The organism is Hydrogenophaga luteola, from assembly GCF_042648585.1.
GTDB lineage: Bacteria > Pseudomonadota > Gammaproteobacteria > Burkholderiales > Burkholderiaceae_C > Hydrogenophaga > Hydrogenophaga luteola.
Genome location: NZ_JBHRXX010000010.1, coordinates 24,058 through 38,206 on the forward strand (window position 1 = coordinate 24,058; position 14,149 = coordinate 38,206).

The 14,149-nt window shown below is 68.3% G+C and carries 16 protein-coding genes; 11 read left to right on the forward strand and 5 right to left on the reverse strand.

Going from position 1 to position 14,149, the window contains the following annotated elements:
* Positions 1 to 17: 17 nt before the first annotated feature.
* The 5 genes from ACFOPI_RS21950 to ACFOPI_RS21970 all read left to right on the forward strand — a co-directional run bounded on the left by ACFOPI_RS21950 (position 18) and on the right by ACFOPI_RS21970 (position 6,021).
* Positions 18 to 1,205, forward strand: a complete 1,188-nt coding sequence (locus ACFOPI_RS21950; protein WP_382178852.1) for an acetyl-CoA C-acyltransferase — start codon at positions 18 to 20, stop codon at positions 1,203 to 1,205.
* Positions 1,205 to 1,873 (forward strand): SDR family oxidoreductase, encoded by a 669-nt coding sequence (locus ACFOPI_RS21955; protein ID WP_382178855.1) that lies wholly within the window; start codon positions 1,205 to 1,207, stop codon positions 1,871 to 1,873. The genes ACFOPI_RS21950 and ACFOPI_RS21955 overlap by 1 nt, the downstream gene beginning before the upstream one ends.
* 37 nt (positions 1,874 to 1,910) lie before the next feature.
* Positions 1,911 to 3,038 (forward strand): acyl-CoA dehydrogenase family protein, encoded by a 1,128-nt coding sequence (locus ACFOPI_RS21960; RefSeq protein ID WP_133157752.1) that lies wholly within the window; start codon positions 1,911 to 1,913, stop codon positions 3,036 to 3,038.
* A gap of 127 nt (positions 3,039 to 3,165) precedes the next feature.
* Positions 3,166 to 4,557 (forward strand): Trk system potassium transporter TrkA, encoded by a 1,392-nt coding sequence (gene trkA, locus ACFOPI_RS21965; RefSeq protein ID WP_382178858.1) that lies wholly within the window; start codon positions 3,166 to 3,168, stop codon positions 4,555 to 4,557.
* A gap of 9 nt (positions 4,558 to 4,566) precedes the next feature.
* On the forward strand, positions 4,567 to 6,021 hold the full coding sequence (locus ACFOPI_RS21970) for a TrkH family potassium uptake protein (protein ID WP_382178861.1): 1,455 nt from the start codon (positions 4,567 to 4,569) through the stop codon (positions 6,019 to 6,021).
* 30 nt (positions 6,022 to 6,051) lie between these two features.
* Here the strand turns inward: ACFOPI_RS21970 and ACFOPI_RS21975 are convergent, their stop codons facing one another.
* A complete protein-coding gene (locus ACFOPI_RS21975; protein WP_382178864.1) occupies positions 6,052 to 6,759 on the reverse strand; it encodes a glutathione binding-like protein in 708 nt (235 codons plus the stop codon).
* 99 nt (positions 6,760 to 6,858) lie between these two features.
* Here ACFOPI_RS21975 and ACFOPI_RS21980 point away from each other — a divergent pair, with 99 nt between their 5' ends.
* From ACFOPI_RS21980 to ACFOPI_RS22000, 5 genes are all read left to right on the forward strand, one after another.
* Positions 6,859 to 7,290 carry a rhodanese-like domain-containing protein gene (locus ACFOPI_RS21980; protein ID WP_382178867.1) on the forward strand — a complete coding sequence of 144 codons (432 nt, stop codon included), beginning with the start codon at positions 6,859 to 6,861 and terminating at the stop codon, positions 7,288 to 7,290.
* Positions 7,287 to 7,691 carry a YchJ family protein gene (locus ACFOPI_RS21985; RefSeq protein WP_382178870.1) on the forward strand — a complete coding sequence of 135 codons (405 nt, stop codon included), beginning with the start codon at positions 7,287 to 7,289 and terminating at the stop codon, positions 7,689 to 7,691. Before ACFOPI_RS21980 ends, ACFOPI_RS21985 begins: the two co-directional genes overlap by 4 nt.
* Positions 7,691 to 8,353, forward strand: a complete 663-nt coding sequence (locus tag ACFOPI_RS21990; protein WP_382178873.1) for an HAD family hydrolase — start codon at positions 7,691 to 7,693, stop codon at positions 8,351 to 8,353. The genes ACFOPI_RS21985 and ACFOPI_RS21990 overlap by 1 nt, the downstream gene beginning before the upstream one ends.
* Positions 8,354 to 8,362: 9 nt before the next feature.
* Complete coding sequence (locus ACFOPI_RS21995; protein WP_382178875.1) at positions 8,363 to 9,244, forward strand: hypothetical protein; 882 nt, start codon at positions 8,363 to 8,365, stop codon at positions 9,242 to 9,244.
* Between the two features lie 72 nt (positions 9,245 to 9,316).
* Positions 9,317 to 10,039 (forward strand): hypothetical protein, encoded by a 723-nt coding sequence (locus ACFOPI_RS22000; RefSeq protein WP_382178878.1) that lies wholly within the window; start codon positions 9,317 to 9,319, stop codon positions 10,037 to 10,039.
* A gap of 5 nt (positions 10,040 to 10,044) precedes the next feature.
* Here the strand turns inward: ACFOPI_RS22000 and ACFOPI_RS22005 are convergent, their stop codons facing one another.
* Entirely contained in the window at positions 10,045 to 10,539 is a 495-nt protein-coding gene (locus ACFOPI_RS22005; RefSeq protein ID WP_382178881.1) for a DUF1499 domain-containing protein, read from the reverse strand.
* Between the two features lie 62 nt (positions 10,540 to 10,601).
* A complete protein-coding gene (locus ACFOPI_RS22010) occupies positions 10,602 to 11,120 on the reverse strand; it encodes a hypothetical protein (protein ID WP_382178884.1) in 519 nt (172 codons plus the stop codon).
* 44 nt (positions 11,121 to 11,164) lie between these two features.
* On the opposite strand from ACFOPI_RS22010, the gene ACFOPI_RS22015 reads away from it, so the two are divergent.
* Positions 11,165 to 11,866 carry a TetR family transcriptional regulator gene (locus ACFOPI_RS22015; RefSeq protein ID WP_382178887.1) on the forward strand — a complete coding sequence of 234 codons (702 nt, stop codon included), beginning with the start codon at positions 11,165 to 11,167 and terminating at the stop codon, positions 11,864 to 11,866.
* On the opposite strand, the gene ACFOPI_RS22020 is transcribed toward ACFOPI_RS22015, so the two are convergent.
* Positions 11,767 to 12,876 carry a serine hydrolase domain-containing protein gene (locus ACFOPI_RS22020; RefSeq protein WP_382178890.1) on the reverse strand — a complete coding sequence of 370 codons (1,110 nt, stop codon included), beginning with the start codon at positions 12,874 to 12,876 and terminating at the stop codon, positions 11,767 to 11,769. The two genes, ACFOPI_RS22015 and ACFOPI_RS22020, sit on opposite strands and share 100 nt — an antisense overlap.
* A 160-nt stretch (positions 12,877 to 13,036) precedes the next feature.
* Positions 13,037 to 14,086, reverse strand: a complete 1,050-nt coding sequence (locus tag ACFOPI_RS22025) for an AraC family transcriptional regulator (RefSeq protein ID WP_382178893.1) — start codon at positions 14,084 to 14,086, stop codon at positions 13,037 to 13,039.
* Positions 14,087 to 14,149: the final 63 nt, after the last annotated feature.

The following is a 14,149-nucleotide window of genomic DNA, read 5'->3' on the forward strand; positions in this document are numbered from 1 at the left end:
TTTCAAAGGAGATTTACATGAGCAACACCGATCCTGTCGTCATCGTCGGCGCCGCCCGCACCCCCATGGGCTCGTTCCAGAGCGACTTCGCCAGCCTGTCCGCCCACGACCTGGGCGGCGTGGCCATCAAGGCCGCGGTCGAACGCAGCGGCGTGGACAAGGCCCTTGTCGACGAAGTGCTGTTTGGCAACTGCCTGATGGCCGGCCAGGGCCAGGCGCCCGCGCGCCAGGCCGCGCTCAAGGGCGGTCTGCCGCTGTCGGCCGGCGCCGTCACGCTGTCCAAGATGTGCGGCTCTGGCATGAAGGCCACCATGCTCGCGCACGACATGCTGCTGGCCGGCAGCGCGACCGTGATGGTCTCGGGCGGCATGGAGAGCATGACCAACGCGCCCTACCTGATGCTCAAGGGCCGTGGCGGCTACCGCATGGGCCACGACAAGATCTACGACCACATGATGCTCGACGGTCTGGAAGACGCCTACGAACCCGGCCGCAGCATGGGTACCTTCGGAGAAGACTGCGCCGCCAAGTACAGCTTCACCCGCGAGCAGCAGGACGCCTTCGCCATTGCCTCGGTGACGCGCGCCAAGGCCGCCACCGAGAGCGGTGCCTTCGCCAAGGAAATCGCCCCCGTGACGGTCAAGGACCGCAGCGGCGAGCGCGTGGTCTCGGTGGACGAAGGCCCGGGCAAGGTCAAGCTCGACAAGGTCACCTCGCTCAAGCCTGCCTTCAAGAAGGACGGCACCATCACCGCCGCATCGTCGTCGTCCATCAACGACGGCGCCGCCGCGCTGGTGCTGATGCGCGAATCCACCGCCAAGGCCCAGGGCCTCAAGCCGCTGGCCCGCATCGTGGCCCATGCCACCCACGCGCAGGAACCCAACTGGTTCGCCACCGCGCCCGTGGGCGCCACGCAGAAGCTGCTGGCCAAGACCGGCTGGTCCGTGGGCGACGTGGACCTGTGGGAAATCAACGAAGCCTTCGCTGTAGTGCCCATGGCGCTGATGACCGAGCTGGACATTTCGCACGACAAGGTCAACGTCAACGGCGGCGCCTGCGCGCTGGGCCACCCCATCGGCGCCTCGGGCGCGCGCATTCTGGTGACGCTGCTGCACGCGCTGCAGGCGCGCGGCGGCAAGAAGGGCGTGGCGACGCTGTGCATTGGCGGCGGTGAAGCCACGGCGATGGCGGTCGAGCTGCTCTGATGGCCACTGTCCTCGTCATCGGCGCCTCGCGCGGTCTCGGCCTGGAATTCGTTCGGCAGTACCGCGCGGCGGGCGAGCGCGTGATCGCTACGGTGCGTGACGACGAGGGGCTGGCGCGCTTGCGGGATCTGGGGGCCGAAGCACTGCGTGTGGATGTGGCCGACCCCGCCAGCGTGAGCGGCCTGTCCTGGCAGCTCGATGGCGAGGAGATCGATGTGGCGTTGTACGTGGCCGGCGTGATCGACCGCGGCAACGCGACCTCGCCGCCCACGCAGCAGGCCTTCGACCACCTCATGCACACCAATGTGCTGGGCCTGATGCAGGTGCTGCCGCAAGTCATGCCCATGGTCGAGGCGGCGGGCGGTGCGTTCGGTGCCCTTTCCTCTGCCATGAGCCAGATCGGCCCGGTGCCGGGAAGCAACAGCTGGCTCTACCGCGTGAGCAAGGCGGCGCTGAACATGGCCGTGAGCAGCGCGCGCTTCGACTACCCGAAGGCCACCCTGGTGGCGCTGGACCCGGGCTGGGTGCAGACCGACATGGGCGGTGGCGCGGCGCCGCTGACCGCCGAGGCCAGCGTGCGTGGCCTGCGCGCCGTGCTCGCCAGCCTGACGCCCAAGGACAACGGACAACTCATCCACCACGACGGGCGCCGCGCCACGTCCTGGTGAGCTTTTTTCGATACGCATTCACCCGAAGAGACAAGCCATGCTGCTGACCCAAGACCAGGAGATGATTCGCGACGCCGTGCGCAGCTTTGCACAGGAAGAGCTGTGGCCGAACGCCGCGCGGTGGGACAAGGAACACCACTTCCCGAAGGACGTGCACCAGGGCCTGGCCGAGCTTGGCGCCTACGGCATCTGTGTGCCCGAGGAGCTGGGCGGCGCCGGGCTGGACTACCTGACGTTGGCCCTGGTGCTGGAAGAGATCGCGGCTGGCGACGGCGGCACCAGCACGGCCATCAGCGTGACCAACTGCCCCTACAACGCCATCCTGATGAAGTACGGCACACCCGCGCAGCAACAGCAGTGGCTGGTGCCCGCGGCACGCGGCGACATCCTGGGCGCCTTCTGCCTGACCGAGCCGCACGTGGGTTCCGACGCGTCGGGCCTGCGGACCACGGCGGTGCGCGAGGGCGACGAGTACGTGATCAACGGCGTCAAGCAGTTCATCACCTCGGGCAAGAACGGCCAGGCGGCGGTGGTCATCGCCGTGACCGACAAGGGCGCGGGCAAGAAGGGCATGAGCGCCTTCATGGTGCCCACGGACAACCCGGGCTACGTGGTCGCGCGGCTGGAAGACAAGGTCGGCCAGCACAGCAGCGATACCGCGCAGATCAACTTCGACAACTGCCGCATCCCGGCCGAGAACCTGATTGGCCAGGAAGGCGAGGGCTACAAGATCGCGCTCTCCGCACTGGAAGGCGGGCGCATCGGCATCGCAGCGCAGAGCGTGGGCATGGCGCGCAGCGCGCTGGACGTGGCGATCGCCTACGCCAAGGAGCGCCAGAGCTTTGGCACGGCTATCTTCAACCACCAGGCCGTGGGCTTCCGCCTGGCCGAGTGCGCCACGAAGCTGGAGGCTGCCCGCCAGCTCATCTGGCACGCCGCCGCCCTGCGCGACGCCGGCCGGCCCTGCCTGAAGGAAGCCGCCATGGCCAAGCTGTTCGCCAGCGAGACCGCCGAACAGGTGTGTTCCGCGGCCATCCAGACGCTGGGCGGCTACGGGTACGTGAACGATTTCCCGGTCGAGCGCATCTGGCGCGACGTGCGCGTGTGCCAGATCTACGAAGGCACCAGCGACGTTCAAAAAATCATCATCCAGCGAGCGCTGTAGGCGCGAGCCTCCTCCGGCGCGAAGTGCCTGATCCAGGGCTCCCGTGGAACCGGCTTCGCCGGGCCACAGGGAGCGTCCCCCTCCGGGGGGAAGCCGCGAAGCGGCGCAGGGGGGCTACCATCGGAATATGAAGATCATCATTTTGGGCGCCGGCCGCGTCGGTGAAAGCGTGGCCGAGAGCCTGGTGTCCGAGCAGAACGACATCACCGTCATCGACCAGGACCCTGTCCGGCTGCGCCTGCTCGAAGAGAAGCTCGACCTGCGCGGCGTGGTGGGCAACGGCATCCAGCCCTCCGTGTTGCAGGAAGCGGGCGCGCGCGACGCCGACATGGTGATCGCCTGCGCCGCGGCCGACGAGTCCAACCTGGTGGTCTGCAAGGTGGCGCACGACGTGTTCAACGTGCCCACCACCATCGCCCGCCTGCGTTCGCCCGAGTTTGTCGAGGGCGACGCGCTGCTGGGCAAGAACGGCTTCTCGGTGGACAACGTGATCTGCCCGGAGGAGTCGGTCACGCGCTACATCCACCAGCTCATCAGCTACCCCGAAGCCCTGCAGGTGCTGGAGTTCGCCGACGGCCGCGCCAGCCTGATCGTGGTCCGCGCCACGACGGGCAGCGCGCTGGTCAACCACAGCATCGCCGAGTTCCGTGGTCGTTTCCCGCAGGCCGAGATGCGGGTGGTGGCCATCTACCGGCAGGACACCGAGATCGAGGCGACGCCCGCGACCCGTATCCTGGCCGGGGATGAGGTCTTCGTGCTCGCCGACACGCACAAGATCCGCTTTGTGCTGGGCGCGATCCACAACATCGACAAACCGGTGCAGCGCCTGATGATCGCCGGTGGTGGCAGGGTCGGACTGCGCCTGGCGCGCAGCCTGGTCGGCCAGTGCGAGGTGAAGATCATCGAACGCGACAAGCGCCGTTGCGAGTACCTTGCCAGCCAGCTGCCGTCGAACATGCTGATCCTCCAGGGCGACGGCGCCGACGAGGACCTGCTGCTGGAAGAGAACGTGGGCGACATGGACCTGTTCCTGGCGCTGACCAGCGACGACGAGGACAACATCATGTCGGCCATGCTGGCCAAGCGGCTGGGGGCCAACCGGGTGCTGTCGCTGATCAACCGGCGGGCCTATGCCGACATGATGCAGGGCAGCACCATCGACATCGCGGTCTCGCCCTCGCACGCCGTCATCGGCGAGCTGCTGACCCATCTGCGCCGGGGCGACGTGGTGGCGGTGCACAGCCTGCGCCGGGGCTCGGCCGAAGCGCTCGAAGGCGTCGCGCGCGGTGACATCAAGACCTCCAAACTGGTAGGGCGGCGGGTTGACGAGGTCCGCCTGCCCAAGGGCACCCGCTTCGGCGCCATCGTGCGCGGCGAGGGCCGGAGCTCGCAGGTGCTGATGCCGCACCACGACACGGTGATCGAGGCCGACGACCATGTGATCATCTTCATCCCGAACAAGCGCCTGGTGCGCGAAGTGGAAAAGCTGTTCCAGGTCAGCGCCACGTTCTTCGGCTGAGGCGGTGCCATGTTGCTGCCGGTCCTCAACATCTTCTCGCGCATCCTGTTCGCGTTCTCCTTCACCTTCCTGGTGCCGCTGGCCTGGGCCTGGTTCCTGGATGCGCACCACCACACCCTGGTCTGGGAGGGGGGCTTCGCGCTGACGGCGGTCAGTGGTTTGCTGGTCTGGGCGGTCTCCCGCCGCCATCGGCGCGAGCTTCAGGCGCGCGATGGCTTCCTGCTGGTGAACCTGGTCTGGATGGTGCTGCCGGTCTACGCCGCCGTGCCGCTGATGTACACCGTGCCCGACATCACCTGGACCAAGGCCTACTTCGAGGCCATGAGCGCGCTGACAGCCACCGGCGCGACGGCGCTGTCGGGGCTGGACGCACTGCCTGTCTCGGCCAATGTCTGGCGCTGCTTCCTGCAGCTGGTGGGCGGGCTGGGCATCATGCTGCTGGTGGTGGCGGTGCTGCCCATGCTGGGGCTGGGCGGCTACCAGGTCTACAAGGCCGAAACCCCGGGGCCGATGAAGGAAGCCAAGTTCACGCCCCGCATCTCGGAGACCGCGCGCGGCCTGTGGGGCGTGTACTTCGGGTTTTCCGTGGCCTGCCTGCTGGCCTACCGCTGGGCCGGCATGGGTTGGGCCGACGCCTTCATGCACATGTGCACCACCATGGGGTTGGGCGGCCTGTCGTCGCACGACGCCAGCATCGGGTACTTCCAGTCGCCTGCGGTCGAGTGGGTGGCGACGCTGTTCATGACGCTCGCAGGCATCAACTTCCTGCGCTACTTCATCGTCATCCGCAGCCGCTCGCTGCGCCCCATCGTCAACGATCGCGAAATCCGCACCTACCTGGGAGTGCTGCTGGTGTCGATCGCAGTCCTCACCGCCATGCTGCTGGCGCACGGGGTCATTGGCGATGCGGGTGAGGCGCTGCGCACCAGCGCTTTCCATGTCCTGTCGCTGGCCACCACCACCGGCTACGCCACCACCGACTACTCGGCCTGGCCGGTGTTCGCGCCGGTGATGCTGATGTTCCTGGGCACCTTCGTGTCCTGCGCCGGGTCGACCGGGGGCGGCATCAAGATGGTCCGCATGGTGCTGCTGATCAAGCAGGCGCGGCGCGAGCTGGTGCGCATCATCCATCCGCGCGTGGTCAACCCGGTGACGCTGGGCGGCGCGGTGCTGCCACCGTCGGTGATGAACGCCACCTTCGGCTTCATGCTGATCTACGGGGCGGTGACCATGGGCCTGACCATGGTCCTGCTGTTCACCGGGCTGGACATCGTGACCGCGTTTTCGGCCGTGGTCGCCACCGTCAACAACATCGGCCCGGGGCTGGGCCTGGTGGGGCCGGCCAGCAACTTTGGTGTGCTCTCGGATGTGCAGATCTGGGTGCTGAGCTTCGCGATGCTGCTGGGCCGGCTGGAACTGCTGACGGTGCTGGTGCTGTTCACCGGCGCCTTCTGGAGGAAGTGAAGCCGGCGCCACCGGCTTCACTTCCGGCGCTCAGTTCGGCGCTGGCGGAATCGCCAGGCCCCTGGCCACGGCAGGCCGGGCCACGAAGGCGGCCAGCACGCGCTGCACCTCGGTGAATTCGCTGTAGCCCACCAGTTCGCCCGCCTTGTAGCGCTCCACCAGGTTGCGCACCCAGGGCAGGATGGCCATGTCGGCGATGGTGTACTCGTCGCCCATGATCCAGCTGCGGCCCTTCAGGCGCTGGTTCAGCACGCCCAGCAGGCGCTTGGTTTCTCCGGTGTAGCGGTCGCGCGGGCGTTTGTCTTCGTAGTCCTTGCCGCCGAAGACGGTGAAGAAACCGACCTGGCCGAACATCGGGCCGACGCCGCCCATCTGGAACATCAGCCACTGCAAGGTCTCGTAGCGGCGCGCCGGGTCGGAAGGCAGGAACTTTCCGGTCTTCTCGGCCAGGTACACCAGGATCGCGCCCGACTCCCACAGCGCCAGCGGCTGGCCGCCGGGGCCGTTCGGGTCCAGGATGGCCGGGATCTTGTTGTTCGGGTTGAGTGACAGGAACTCGGGCGTGAACTGGTCGTTGGTATCGAAGCTCACGCGGTGCACCTCGTAGGGCAGGCCGCACTCCTCCAGCATGATGGAGATCTTCACGCCGTTGGGCGTGGGCAGGCTGTAGAGCTGCAGGCGGTCGGGGTGCTCTGCGGGCCACTTGCGGGTGATGGGAAAAGCGGACAGATCGGGCATGACAATCTCCTTTGCGGCCCACACCCTAGCAGCTTGAGGGCCACCGTGCACGCCGCGCTACGATGGCCTTTTCGCACCCACCGGACAGGAGACAGCACCATGCCGATCACCAAGGGGTTTCGCGCCCTCGTCGACGAAGCCAACGCGCAGATCACCACCTACAGCGTCGAACAGGTGCGCGCCCGCATGGGCAGCGACCCGACGCTGCAGATCGTCGACATCCGCGACCCGCGCGAGCTGGAGCGCGAAGGCACGGTGCCCGGCTGCGTGCACGCGCCGCGCGGCATGCTGGAGTTCTGGGTCGACCCCGAATCGCCGTACTTCAAGCCGGTGTTCGGCGACGAGAGCAAGGAGTTCGTGCTGTTCTGCGGCGCCGGCTGGCGCAGTGCGCTGGCGACCAAGGCACTGAAAGACATGGGCATGACCAACGTGGCGCACATCGATGGCGGCTTCAGTGCCTGGGTGAAGGCCGGCGCGCCCACCGAAACGCTGGAGGCCCACAAGGCCGCGAGCAAGGCGGCGCGCGGATGAACGTGACGCAGACCGAGGTTTGCCCCTGCGGTCGCACCGATGCGCGCGGCAAGGTGCTCGTCTACGCGCAGTGCTGCGGCCGTTACCTTGACCACGACACCCCGGCGCCCGACGCCGAGAGCCTGATGCGCTCGCGCTACAGCGCCTTCGTGCTCGGCCGCGTGGCCTACCTCGAAGCCAGCTGGCACGCCAGCACCCGGCCCGCCCGGCTCGCGCTGGAGCAGGGGCAGAAGTGGCTGGGGCTGGAGGTGAAGCGGCACCGCGTGATCGACGCCGACCACGCCGAGGTTGAGTTCGTCGCCCGTTCACGCGTGGGTGGCCGCGGTGTGCGCCTGCACGAGACCAGCCGCTTCGTGCGCGAGAGCGGGCGCTGGTATTACGTTGACGGAGAAATGCATTGATGAAACAGTTTGACGCGGTCCTGTTCGACTGCGACGGCGTGCTCGTGGACAGCGAGCCCATCACCAACGGCGTGCTGCGCCAGATGCTCAACGAGGCCGGCTGGGCGCTCACGCCCGCCGAATGCGAACACCACTTCATCGGCCGCGCGGTGCGCGACCAGCGCGCCCTCATCGAAGCAGAGACCGGCAAGCCGCTCACCGAAGAGTGGATGCGCGCGTTCTATGAGCGCCGAAACCAGCGACTGATGGCCGAGCTTCAGGCGGTGCAGGGTGCGCTGGACGCGGTCATTGCCGCGCACGGCCACACCGCGGGTCGCATCGCCTGCGCCTCCGGCGCCGACCGGCCCAAGGTGGTGATGCAGATCGGCATGGCCGGCATGGCGCGGTATTTCGAAGACCGCATCTTCAGCGGTCACGACCTGCCACGCTCCAAGCCGCACCCCGACGTCTACCTCGCCGCCGCCGCCCACCTGGGCGTGGACCCCACGCGCTGCCTCGTGATCGAAGACACCGCCACCGGCGCGCAGGCGGGCCTGACCGCCGGTGCCACCGTCTGGGGCTACTGCCAGTACGGCGACGGCCGAGCCTTCGACGGCATGCCGGTGGCACGGGTGCTGCACCACATGGGCGAGCTGGTGCAGCACCTCGCCCCGCTGCGGTAAAAACAGGCCATGTCCATCACCCGCCGACAACTCCTGCTCCGTTCCTCCGTCCTGCCCCTGGCCAGCCTGGGCCTGGCCGGTTGCGCCACCGTCGACAAACCCAGCGTGCAAGCGCGGCTGCAGGGCCGCTCGATCACCGTCATCAGCACCGTGGGCACCACGCTGCGCCTGTCCTGGCGCGGCACCACGCCGTTCAACAACGAGTTCGGCGAAGCCTTCGTGCCCGGCTGGGGGCTCAAGGAACAGCTGGAAAACAGCACGGTCGAACTGCTCAAGGCCTCGGGGCGCTTTTCCAGCGTGCAGCGCGTCACCATCACCTCGACCCGCCGCGAAGAAGCGCTCAAGGAGCTGAAGGAGCTCAAGACGCCCACCGACCACGTGCTGCTGCTCTCCGCCGCACCCTCTGGCGACAGCCTCTGGGCGACGAGGGAGGGCTTCAACGGTCTGGGCATCGCGCAGCGCAGCATCGTGCGGGTGAACACCGAATCCGCCGCCCACGTCTCGCTGCGCGCCGACCTGCTGGTGCCCAGCACCTTCGGCGCGGTGCTCGGCGAGGCCACGGTGCACACCGCCCAGCGCGTGCCCGCGCCCGCGCTGCTGACTGGTCCGCGGCTCAATGACGATGTGGCGGCCGCGGCGAGGGAATCGCTCAAGGTGCAGGTGGACGCGGCGCTGCAGAGCCTGGTGAGTCAACTGGGGCTGGGCAAGGCGGTGGTGCCGGCCGCGGCACCTGCTGCGGCGCCTGCGCCATCGGCGGCGCCCGCACCGGCTTCAGTCGCTCCCGCTGCACAGCCTGTCAAGCCTTCAGCGAGCGCCCATCCGGTGGCGCCGACGACGGTGGAGGGGCGGGGGATTCCGGGGCCTGCGGGAGGCGCTGACTCAAGGCCTTGAGGGTGGTGGCTCGTGTGCTTCGGTCTGGTCATTGGAGCGGATGAGACGGAACTGAAACCGGATATAGAGACGATGAAAAAACTGTTTGTGGCGATGTGTCTGGCTGCTTCTGCGATCCTCTCAGGGTGCGGGACTGTCGATCCCTTGCGGATACGGTCGCAAGTGGGTGACAAGGGCTTGGTCGTTTTGGTGAGGGTGCCCAATGAGCTGTCGCTGTCCTGGCTGGGGACGACGCTGTTGAACAATGAGTCGGCCGTTCATGCGAACCCGGATTGGGCCATCAAACACTGGGTCGAAGAGCGCAGCGTGGCCGTGCTGCGCCAGGCTGGTCGGAAGGCTCGTGCCCTTGTTCTTCAGCCTGGAGCACAGGTCGCCCTCGCCCAGATGATCGACACGACCAACGAGGTCGTGTTGGTCATCGCCCCAGGCTATGGGCCGGACAAGGTGTTCAACCGACCGCCTTACGTCAGCGGCATCGGGCTTCGTCAGCACACATGGTTCGGCATGGAGGCTGCATCGGCAACCTACGTCCAACTGGATGCCCGCATCCTGAACCCGTCTCACCCCAAAGAGGTTCAGATCGTGTCTTCTGAGAGCTTCCAGCGCCTTCCTTTTGCGGCGCTTGAGAAAGGGCCCATCCTCCCCCCCAGGGTGGAGGGCGCTGTTCGCGATGCGATACGTGCGCAGATTGATGGTGTGGTGTTGGACCTGATCGGTAGGTTGGGGCTGTTCGAGGGCCCCATTGACAGCACGTCTCCAAGGCTGCCGTCAGTGGAAACAGGTCCTAGGGGCTAGAGCGATCACCCCGTTCTTGCCAACCCCGCCCGCAGCATCTCCACCCGCTCCCGGTTCACGCCAAAGTCCTTGCGCCCCACGCGCGAGGCCGAGCGGACCTGCACCACCTGGTGGACCGGGTCGACCCAGAGTTCCAGGTCGTCGACGAACTTCATCCAGCGCGTGGTGCACTGCGCGTACAGGTAGCCGTCGCCGTTGTCCCGGACGATCTTCACGCCGGGCATGGCCTGCAGCAGCTGCCGGAGCCTGGCCAGGGTGGCGGGGCCATCGCCGTGGAGGGGCAGCGGCGCGATCTCGGCGTAGGCGCGCATGGGGTGGTCGGGGTAGAGGTTGGCCTGGCTGCTGACGCTGTTGGGTGTGGTGGACGGCGGCTTGAGCCGGCCGTCTTTCACACCGAGGTCGTCGGGCATGCGCCCGCTGAGCAGCCCCAGTTGTCCGGCCAGTGCCGTGGCGACGGCAAGAGCAAGCAGGACGATGACGATCCATCTGAGCAGGGCCATGGGCTTTCTCCGGGGGGGTGGGTTGATGGTGGCGTGTCGAATCGCGAGGGCTGCGGTGGGGCTCAGCGCTCCTTCGGCCCGAGCCGCGGCCTCCACACGGCGAGCAGCACGTTGATGGCGGCCAGCACGACCAGCAGCCACAGGGTGTTGCGCTCGGAGCGCAGCAGGGTGTCCAGTTGCGCGGAGTCGGCGTAGGCGGCGACGACGGCGGCCTGCTTCTCCTTCGAACCGACGACCACCAGCGTGGCCTCGAACACGCCCAGGCCCAGCAGCGCCTTGAGCCAGGCCCAGCCGGCGCCCATGTACGCCCGTGTGGCGGCCAGGGCCAGCAGGCCGCTGAGCACCACCACGGCCATGGATGGCACCAGCAGATACTGCGCGATGGCGGCGTGCAGCGTCCGCGCGGCGGCGAATTCGGCCAGCGTGTCGCGGGGCACCATCTGGTTGAGCACGATGCAGGCGACCAGCGCGCCGCCGAAGGTGATGGACGCAAGGTCGTGGACGGTTTTGGCGCCCAGCCGCACCCAGCGCCTGCGCTTGTTGCTGCGGGCGTTGGCGGCGTCGTGGTCGGGCGTCGTCATGGGCGCATTGTGGCGTGTCACGGTGGAAGTCCAGAATGCGGCCCATGAGCCCCCCGAAGAAGCACCGCTCTGCACTCACCCGGCGCAGCCCCCGCCAGGAGCGGGCGCACGAAACCGTGGCCGTGATCCTGGATGCGGCGTGGCTGTTGCTCCAGCAGGGGCTTTCAGGGTTCAACACCAACCGCATTGCCGAGCGGGCCGGCGTCAGCATCGGCACGCTCTATGGCTACTTCCCCAACAAGCAGTCCATTCTGGTGGCGCTGGCGCGCCGGCTGCTGCAGGCGGACCGGCTGGCGGTGTCGGATGCGCTGCAGACCGCCGCAGCGCAGAACAGCGACCCGGTGCGCTGCATTGTTCGTGCGCTGTTCGGGCGCCACCGGCAGGATGCGGGTCTGCGCAGAACCCTGTTGGGTGCCTACCTGGGCGCCGGCCTGGCGGCGGACGACGCCGAGCAGGTGCGAGCGCAGGTGGCCATGATGGCGGCCCATCCCGGCTGGCCGCTGGCCGGCCGGTCGCTCACCGATGCCCAGCTCTTTGTGATCTCGCGCGCCGTGCTGGGGGTCGCCCGGGCATTGACCGAAAACGCGGAGGCACTGCCCGCGTCCGACCAGGCGCTGGAGGACGAGGCGGTTCGACTGGTCCACGCTTACCTGGCCGTTGCCGCGGGTGGAGCCTCTCGGGCGGCGAGCGCCAGCAGCGAGGCAAAGACGCCGTCTTCGGCCGCCAGGATGTCGGGCGTGCCGTAGTCACCCGCCGTCATGACGACCACCAGGTCGAGCCCGGGCACCACGAACAGCCGCTGCCCTCCGTTGCCGATGGCTTGGATCACCGCCAGTGATCGTCCCGCCGTCGTGTGTTCGCTGGTCCACCACTGGTAGCCGTAGCCCAGGCGGTCGCTGGCCCGGACGTGGGTCGAGGTGGTGGCCTGGACCCAGGCCGACGGCACCACCTGCCGCCCCTGCCATTGCCCACCCTGCAACACCAGGGCGCCGATCTTCAGCAGGTCGCGCGGGCGCAGGCGCAGGCCGGCGTGCGCGAGCGGGCGCCCGCGCAGGTCGCGGCCCCAGGTCCAGGTCTGTATGCCGAGGGGCTGAAACAGCTCGGTGTCGACCACTTCGGTCCAAGGGCGGCCGGTGGAGCGTTCGATGACGTCGACCAGCAGCGAGGTCAGCCCCCCGCTGTAGACAAAGGCCTCGCCCGGGCGGGTCACGGCCTCGCGTCCGAAGACGGTGGAATAAAAGGAGCCGGTCCAGACCAGGGGCGTCTGGTCGTCGTCGGTCGTGCGCCGCACGGGGGACGGTTCGTCCCACGCCAGCCCGGCGCTCATCGTCAGCAGGTCCCGGATGCGGATCGTGTTCTTCGGCGGCTGGTCGAGCGCCGGATGCTCGGGGTACAGCGACGCGACCGGCGTGTCCAGCCCGGGCACTTGCTGGCGCGCCAGCAGCACGCCGTACACCAGGCCGACCACGCTCTTGCTGATGGACCGCATGTCATGCAGGTCGTCCGGTCCGAAGTGGCGACAGGACGACCAGAGGCTGTACAGCCCGCGGTCCTGCCCGCTGCGGTAGCGCTCGGCGACGACGCGGTCGCCGCGCATCACCAGCACGCTGTGCACGTTGAGTCTCTCGGCATCGATGCGGTCCAGCACCCGGTCCCAGTCCGCCTCGGACGCCTGCGCCGGCAGCAAGGTGGCCAGCATGACGAGGACCAGGGCGCCGAGCCAGGCGCGGAGGCAGAAGAGGTGAGGCTGTCGCATCGCACGATTGTCGGCAGCGGGTTTGCGTCCGACTACTCGCATGGTCGGCGGCGGACCGAATGCCCCGGCCGAGGAAAAATGCTCAGAGAATCAAGGGCTTGCGAGATGGTGGTTGGTTTGAGCGGAGGGACACCGGCAGGTCAACTCGGGTTTGCTGTGCTCATGGTCCACGCGCATCCCGCCACTCCCCCGGCGCCACCCCGGTCCAGGCCTTGAAGGCGCGGATGAAGCTCTTTTCGTTCTGGAACCCGGTGGCGGCGGCGATCTGCTTGATCGGGCGGCGGGTGCGCTGCAGCAGGTCGATGGCGCGCTCGCGCCGCACCTCGTCCTTGAGCGCCTGCAGCGTGGCGCCTTCTTCTTTCAGTTGACGGTGCAGGGTGCGCGCCGAGGTGTGCAGCAGCGCGGCCAGGTCGTCGGCGTTGTGGGCGTCCAGCGGCTGGTTCATCAGCACCTGGCGCACGCGTTGCACCAGCAGGCGGTCGCGCCGGTAGGGGCGCACCTGGATGGGCAGCGCGCGCTGCAGCATCTGGTTCATGGCGGCCTCGTCGCGCTTGATCGGCAACGCGAGGTAGCGGGCGTCGAATCGGATCGCCGTCTCGTCGGCGTCGAAGCGCGTGGGGCCGTCGAACAGCACGCCGTAGGCGTCGGCGTGCGGCGGCGCGGCGAACGGGAAGCTGGCGCCCAGCAGCGGGATGCGCGAGTCCACGAACCAGCAGGCCAGGCCGTGCACGTTGCGCAGCACCGAGACGAAGCAGAACTCGCGCAGCGAACCGTCCCCGCCGGGTGGTCGGTGTTCGGTGAGCACGATGCGGGCCTCGTCGCCATCGGTCTGGACGGCGAGCGTGATGTCGCGCGTGAGCAGGCCGTGGTGGCGGCACCAGCGCTTGAGCGCCACGCCCAGCGTCGGCGCCGAGAGCGAGGCGCGGGCGAGCATGCCGTAGCTGCCCCAGGGCAGGGGACGACTGAACCAGCCCAGGGCCTCGTCGTCGAGCGCCTGCATGGCGGCGGCCGACAGCCACTCCATCTGCAGCGCGGTGATGCGGCCATCGGGGCGGTGAGTGTCGGCTGGCGCGATTTGTGCGGCTTCGAGCGCCGCGTTCGCGGACAGCCCGCGCAGCGCCAAGGCGTGGGAAATTGCCTTGACGAAGGCCATGGGGGTGGCCGCCACCAGAGGCCGGCGGGCGGGGGCAGTGGGGCGCGGGGTGGGCATGGCCGGAGTCTGCCACGGATGGCATGATTTGTGACCTGTTTGCCCGCCCCGAAACCGGTGCTG

Excerpts from the sequence above, each read along its gene's own strand:
- ACFOPI_RS21950 (WP_382178852.1), top strand. The coding sequence starts at position 18 with ATGAGCAACACCGATCCTGTCGTCATCGTCGGCGCCGCCCGCACCCCC.
- ACFOPI_RS21955 (WP_382178855.1), top strand. The coding sequence starts at position 1,205 with ATGGCCACTGTCCTCGTCATCGGCGCCTCGCGCGGTCTCGGCCTGGAA.
- ACFOPI_RS21960 (WP_133157752.1), top strand. The coding sequence starts at position 1,911 with ATGCTGCTGACCCAAGACCAGGAGATGATTCGCGACGCCGTGCGCAGC.
- trkA (WP_382178858.1), top strand. The coding sequence starts at position 3,166 with ATGAAGATCATCATTTTGGGCGCCGGCCGCGTCGGTGAAAGCGTGGCC.
- ACFOPI_RS21970 (WP_382178861.1), top strand. The coding sequence starts at position 4,567 with ATGTTGCTGCCGGTCCTCAACATCTTCTCGCGCATCCTGTTCGCGTTC.
- ACFOPI_RS21975 (WP_382178864.1), bottom strand. The coding sequence starts at position 6,759 with ATGCCCGATCTGTCCGCTTTTCCCATCACCCGCAAGTGGCCCGCAGAG.
- ACFOPI_RS21980 (WP_382178867.1), top strand. The coding sequence starts at position 6,859 with ATGCCGATCACCAAGGGGTTTCGCGCCCTCGTCGACGAAGCCAACGCG.
- ACFOPI_RS21985 (WP_382178870.1), top strand. The coding sequence starts at position 7,287 with ATGAACGTGACGCAGACCGAGGTTTGCCCCTGCGGTCGCACCGATGCG.
- ACFOPI_RS21990 (WP_382178873.1), top strand. The coding sequence starts at position 7,691 with ATGAAACAGTTTGACGCGGTCCTGTTCGACTGCGACGGCGTGCTCGTG.
- ACFOPI_RS21995 (WP_382178875.1), top strand. The coding sequence starts at position 8,363 with ATGTCCATCACCCGCCGACAACTCCTGCTCCGTTCCTCCGTCCTGCCC.
- ACFOPI_RS22000 (WP_382178878.1), top strand. The coding sequence starts at position 9,317 with ATGAAAAAACTGTTTGTGGCGATGTGTCTGGCTGCTTCTGCGATCCTC.
- ACFOPI_RS22005 (WP_382178881.1), bottom strand. The coding sequence starts at position 10,539 with ATGGCCCTGCTCAGATGGATCGTCATCGTCCTGCTTGCTCTTGCCGTC.
- ACFOPI_RS22010 (WP_382178884.1), bottom strand. The coding sequence starts at position 11,120 with ATGACGACGCCCGACCACGACGCCGCCAACGCCCGCAGCAACAAGCGC.
- ACFOPI_RS22015 (WP_382178887.1), top strand. The coding sequence starts at position 11,165 with ATGAGCCCCCCGAAGAAGCACCGCTCTGCACTCACCCGGCGCAGCCCC.
- ACFOPI_RS22020 (WP_382178890.1), bottom strand. The coding sequence starts at position 12,876 with ATGCGACAGCCTCACCTCTTCTGCCTCCGCGCCTGGCTCGGCGCCCTG.
- ACFOPI_RS22025 (WP_382178893.1), bottom strand. The coding sequence starts at position 14,086 with ATGCCCACCCCGCGCCCCACTGCCCCCGCCCGCCGGCCTCTGGTGGCG.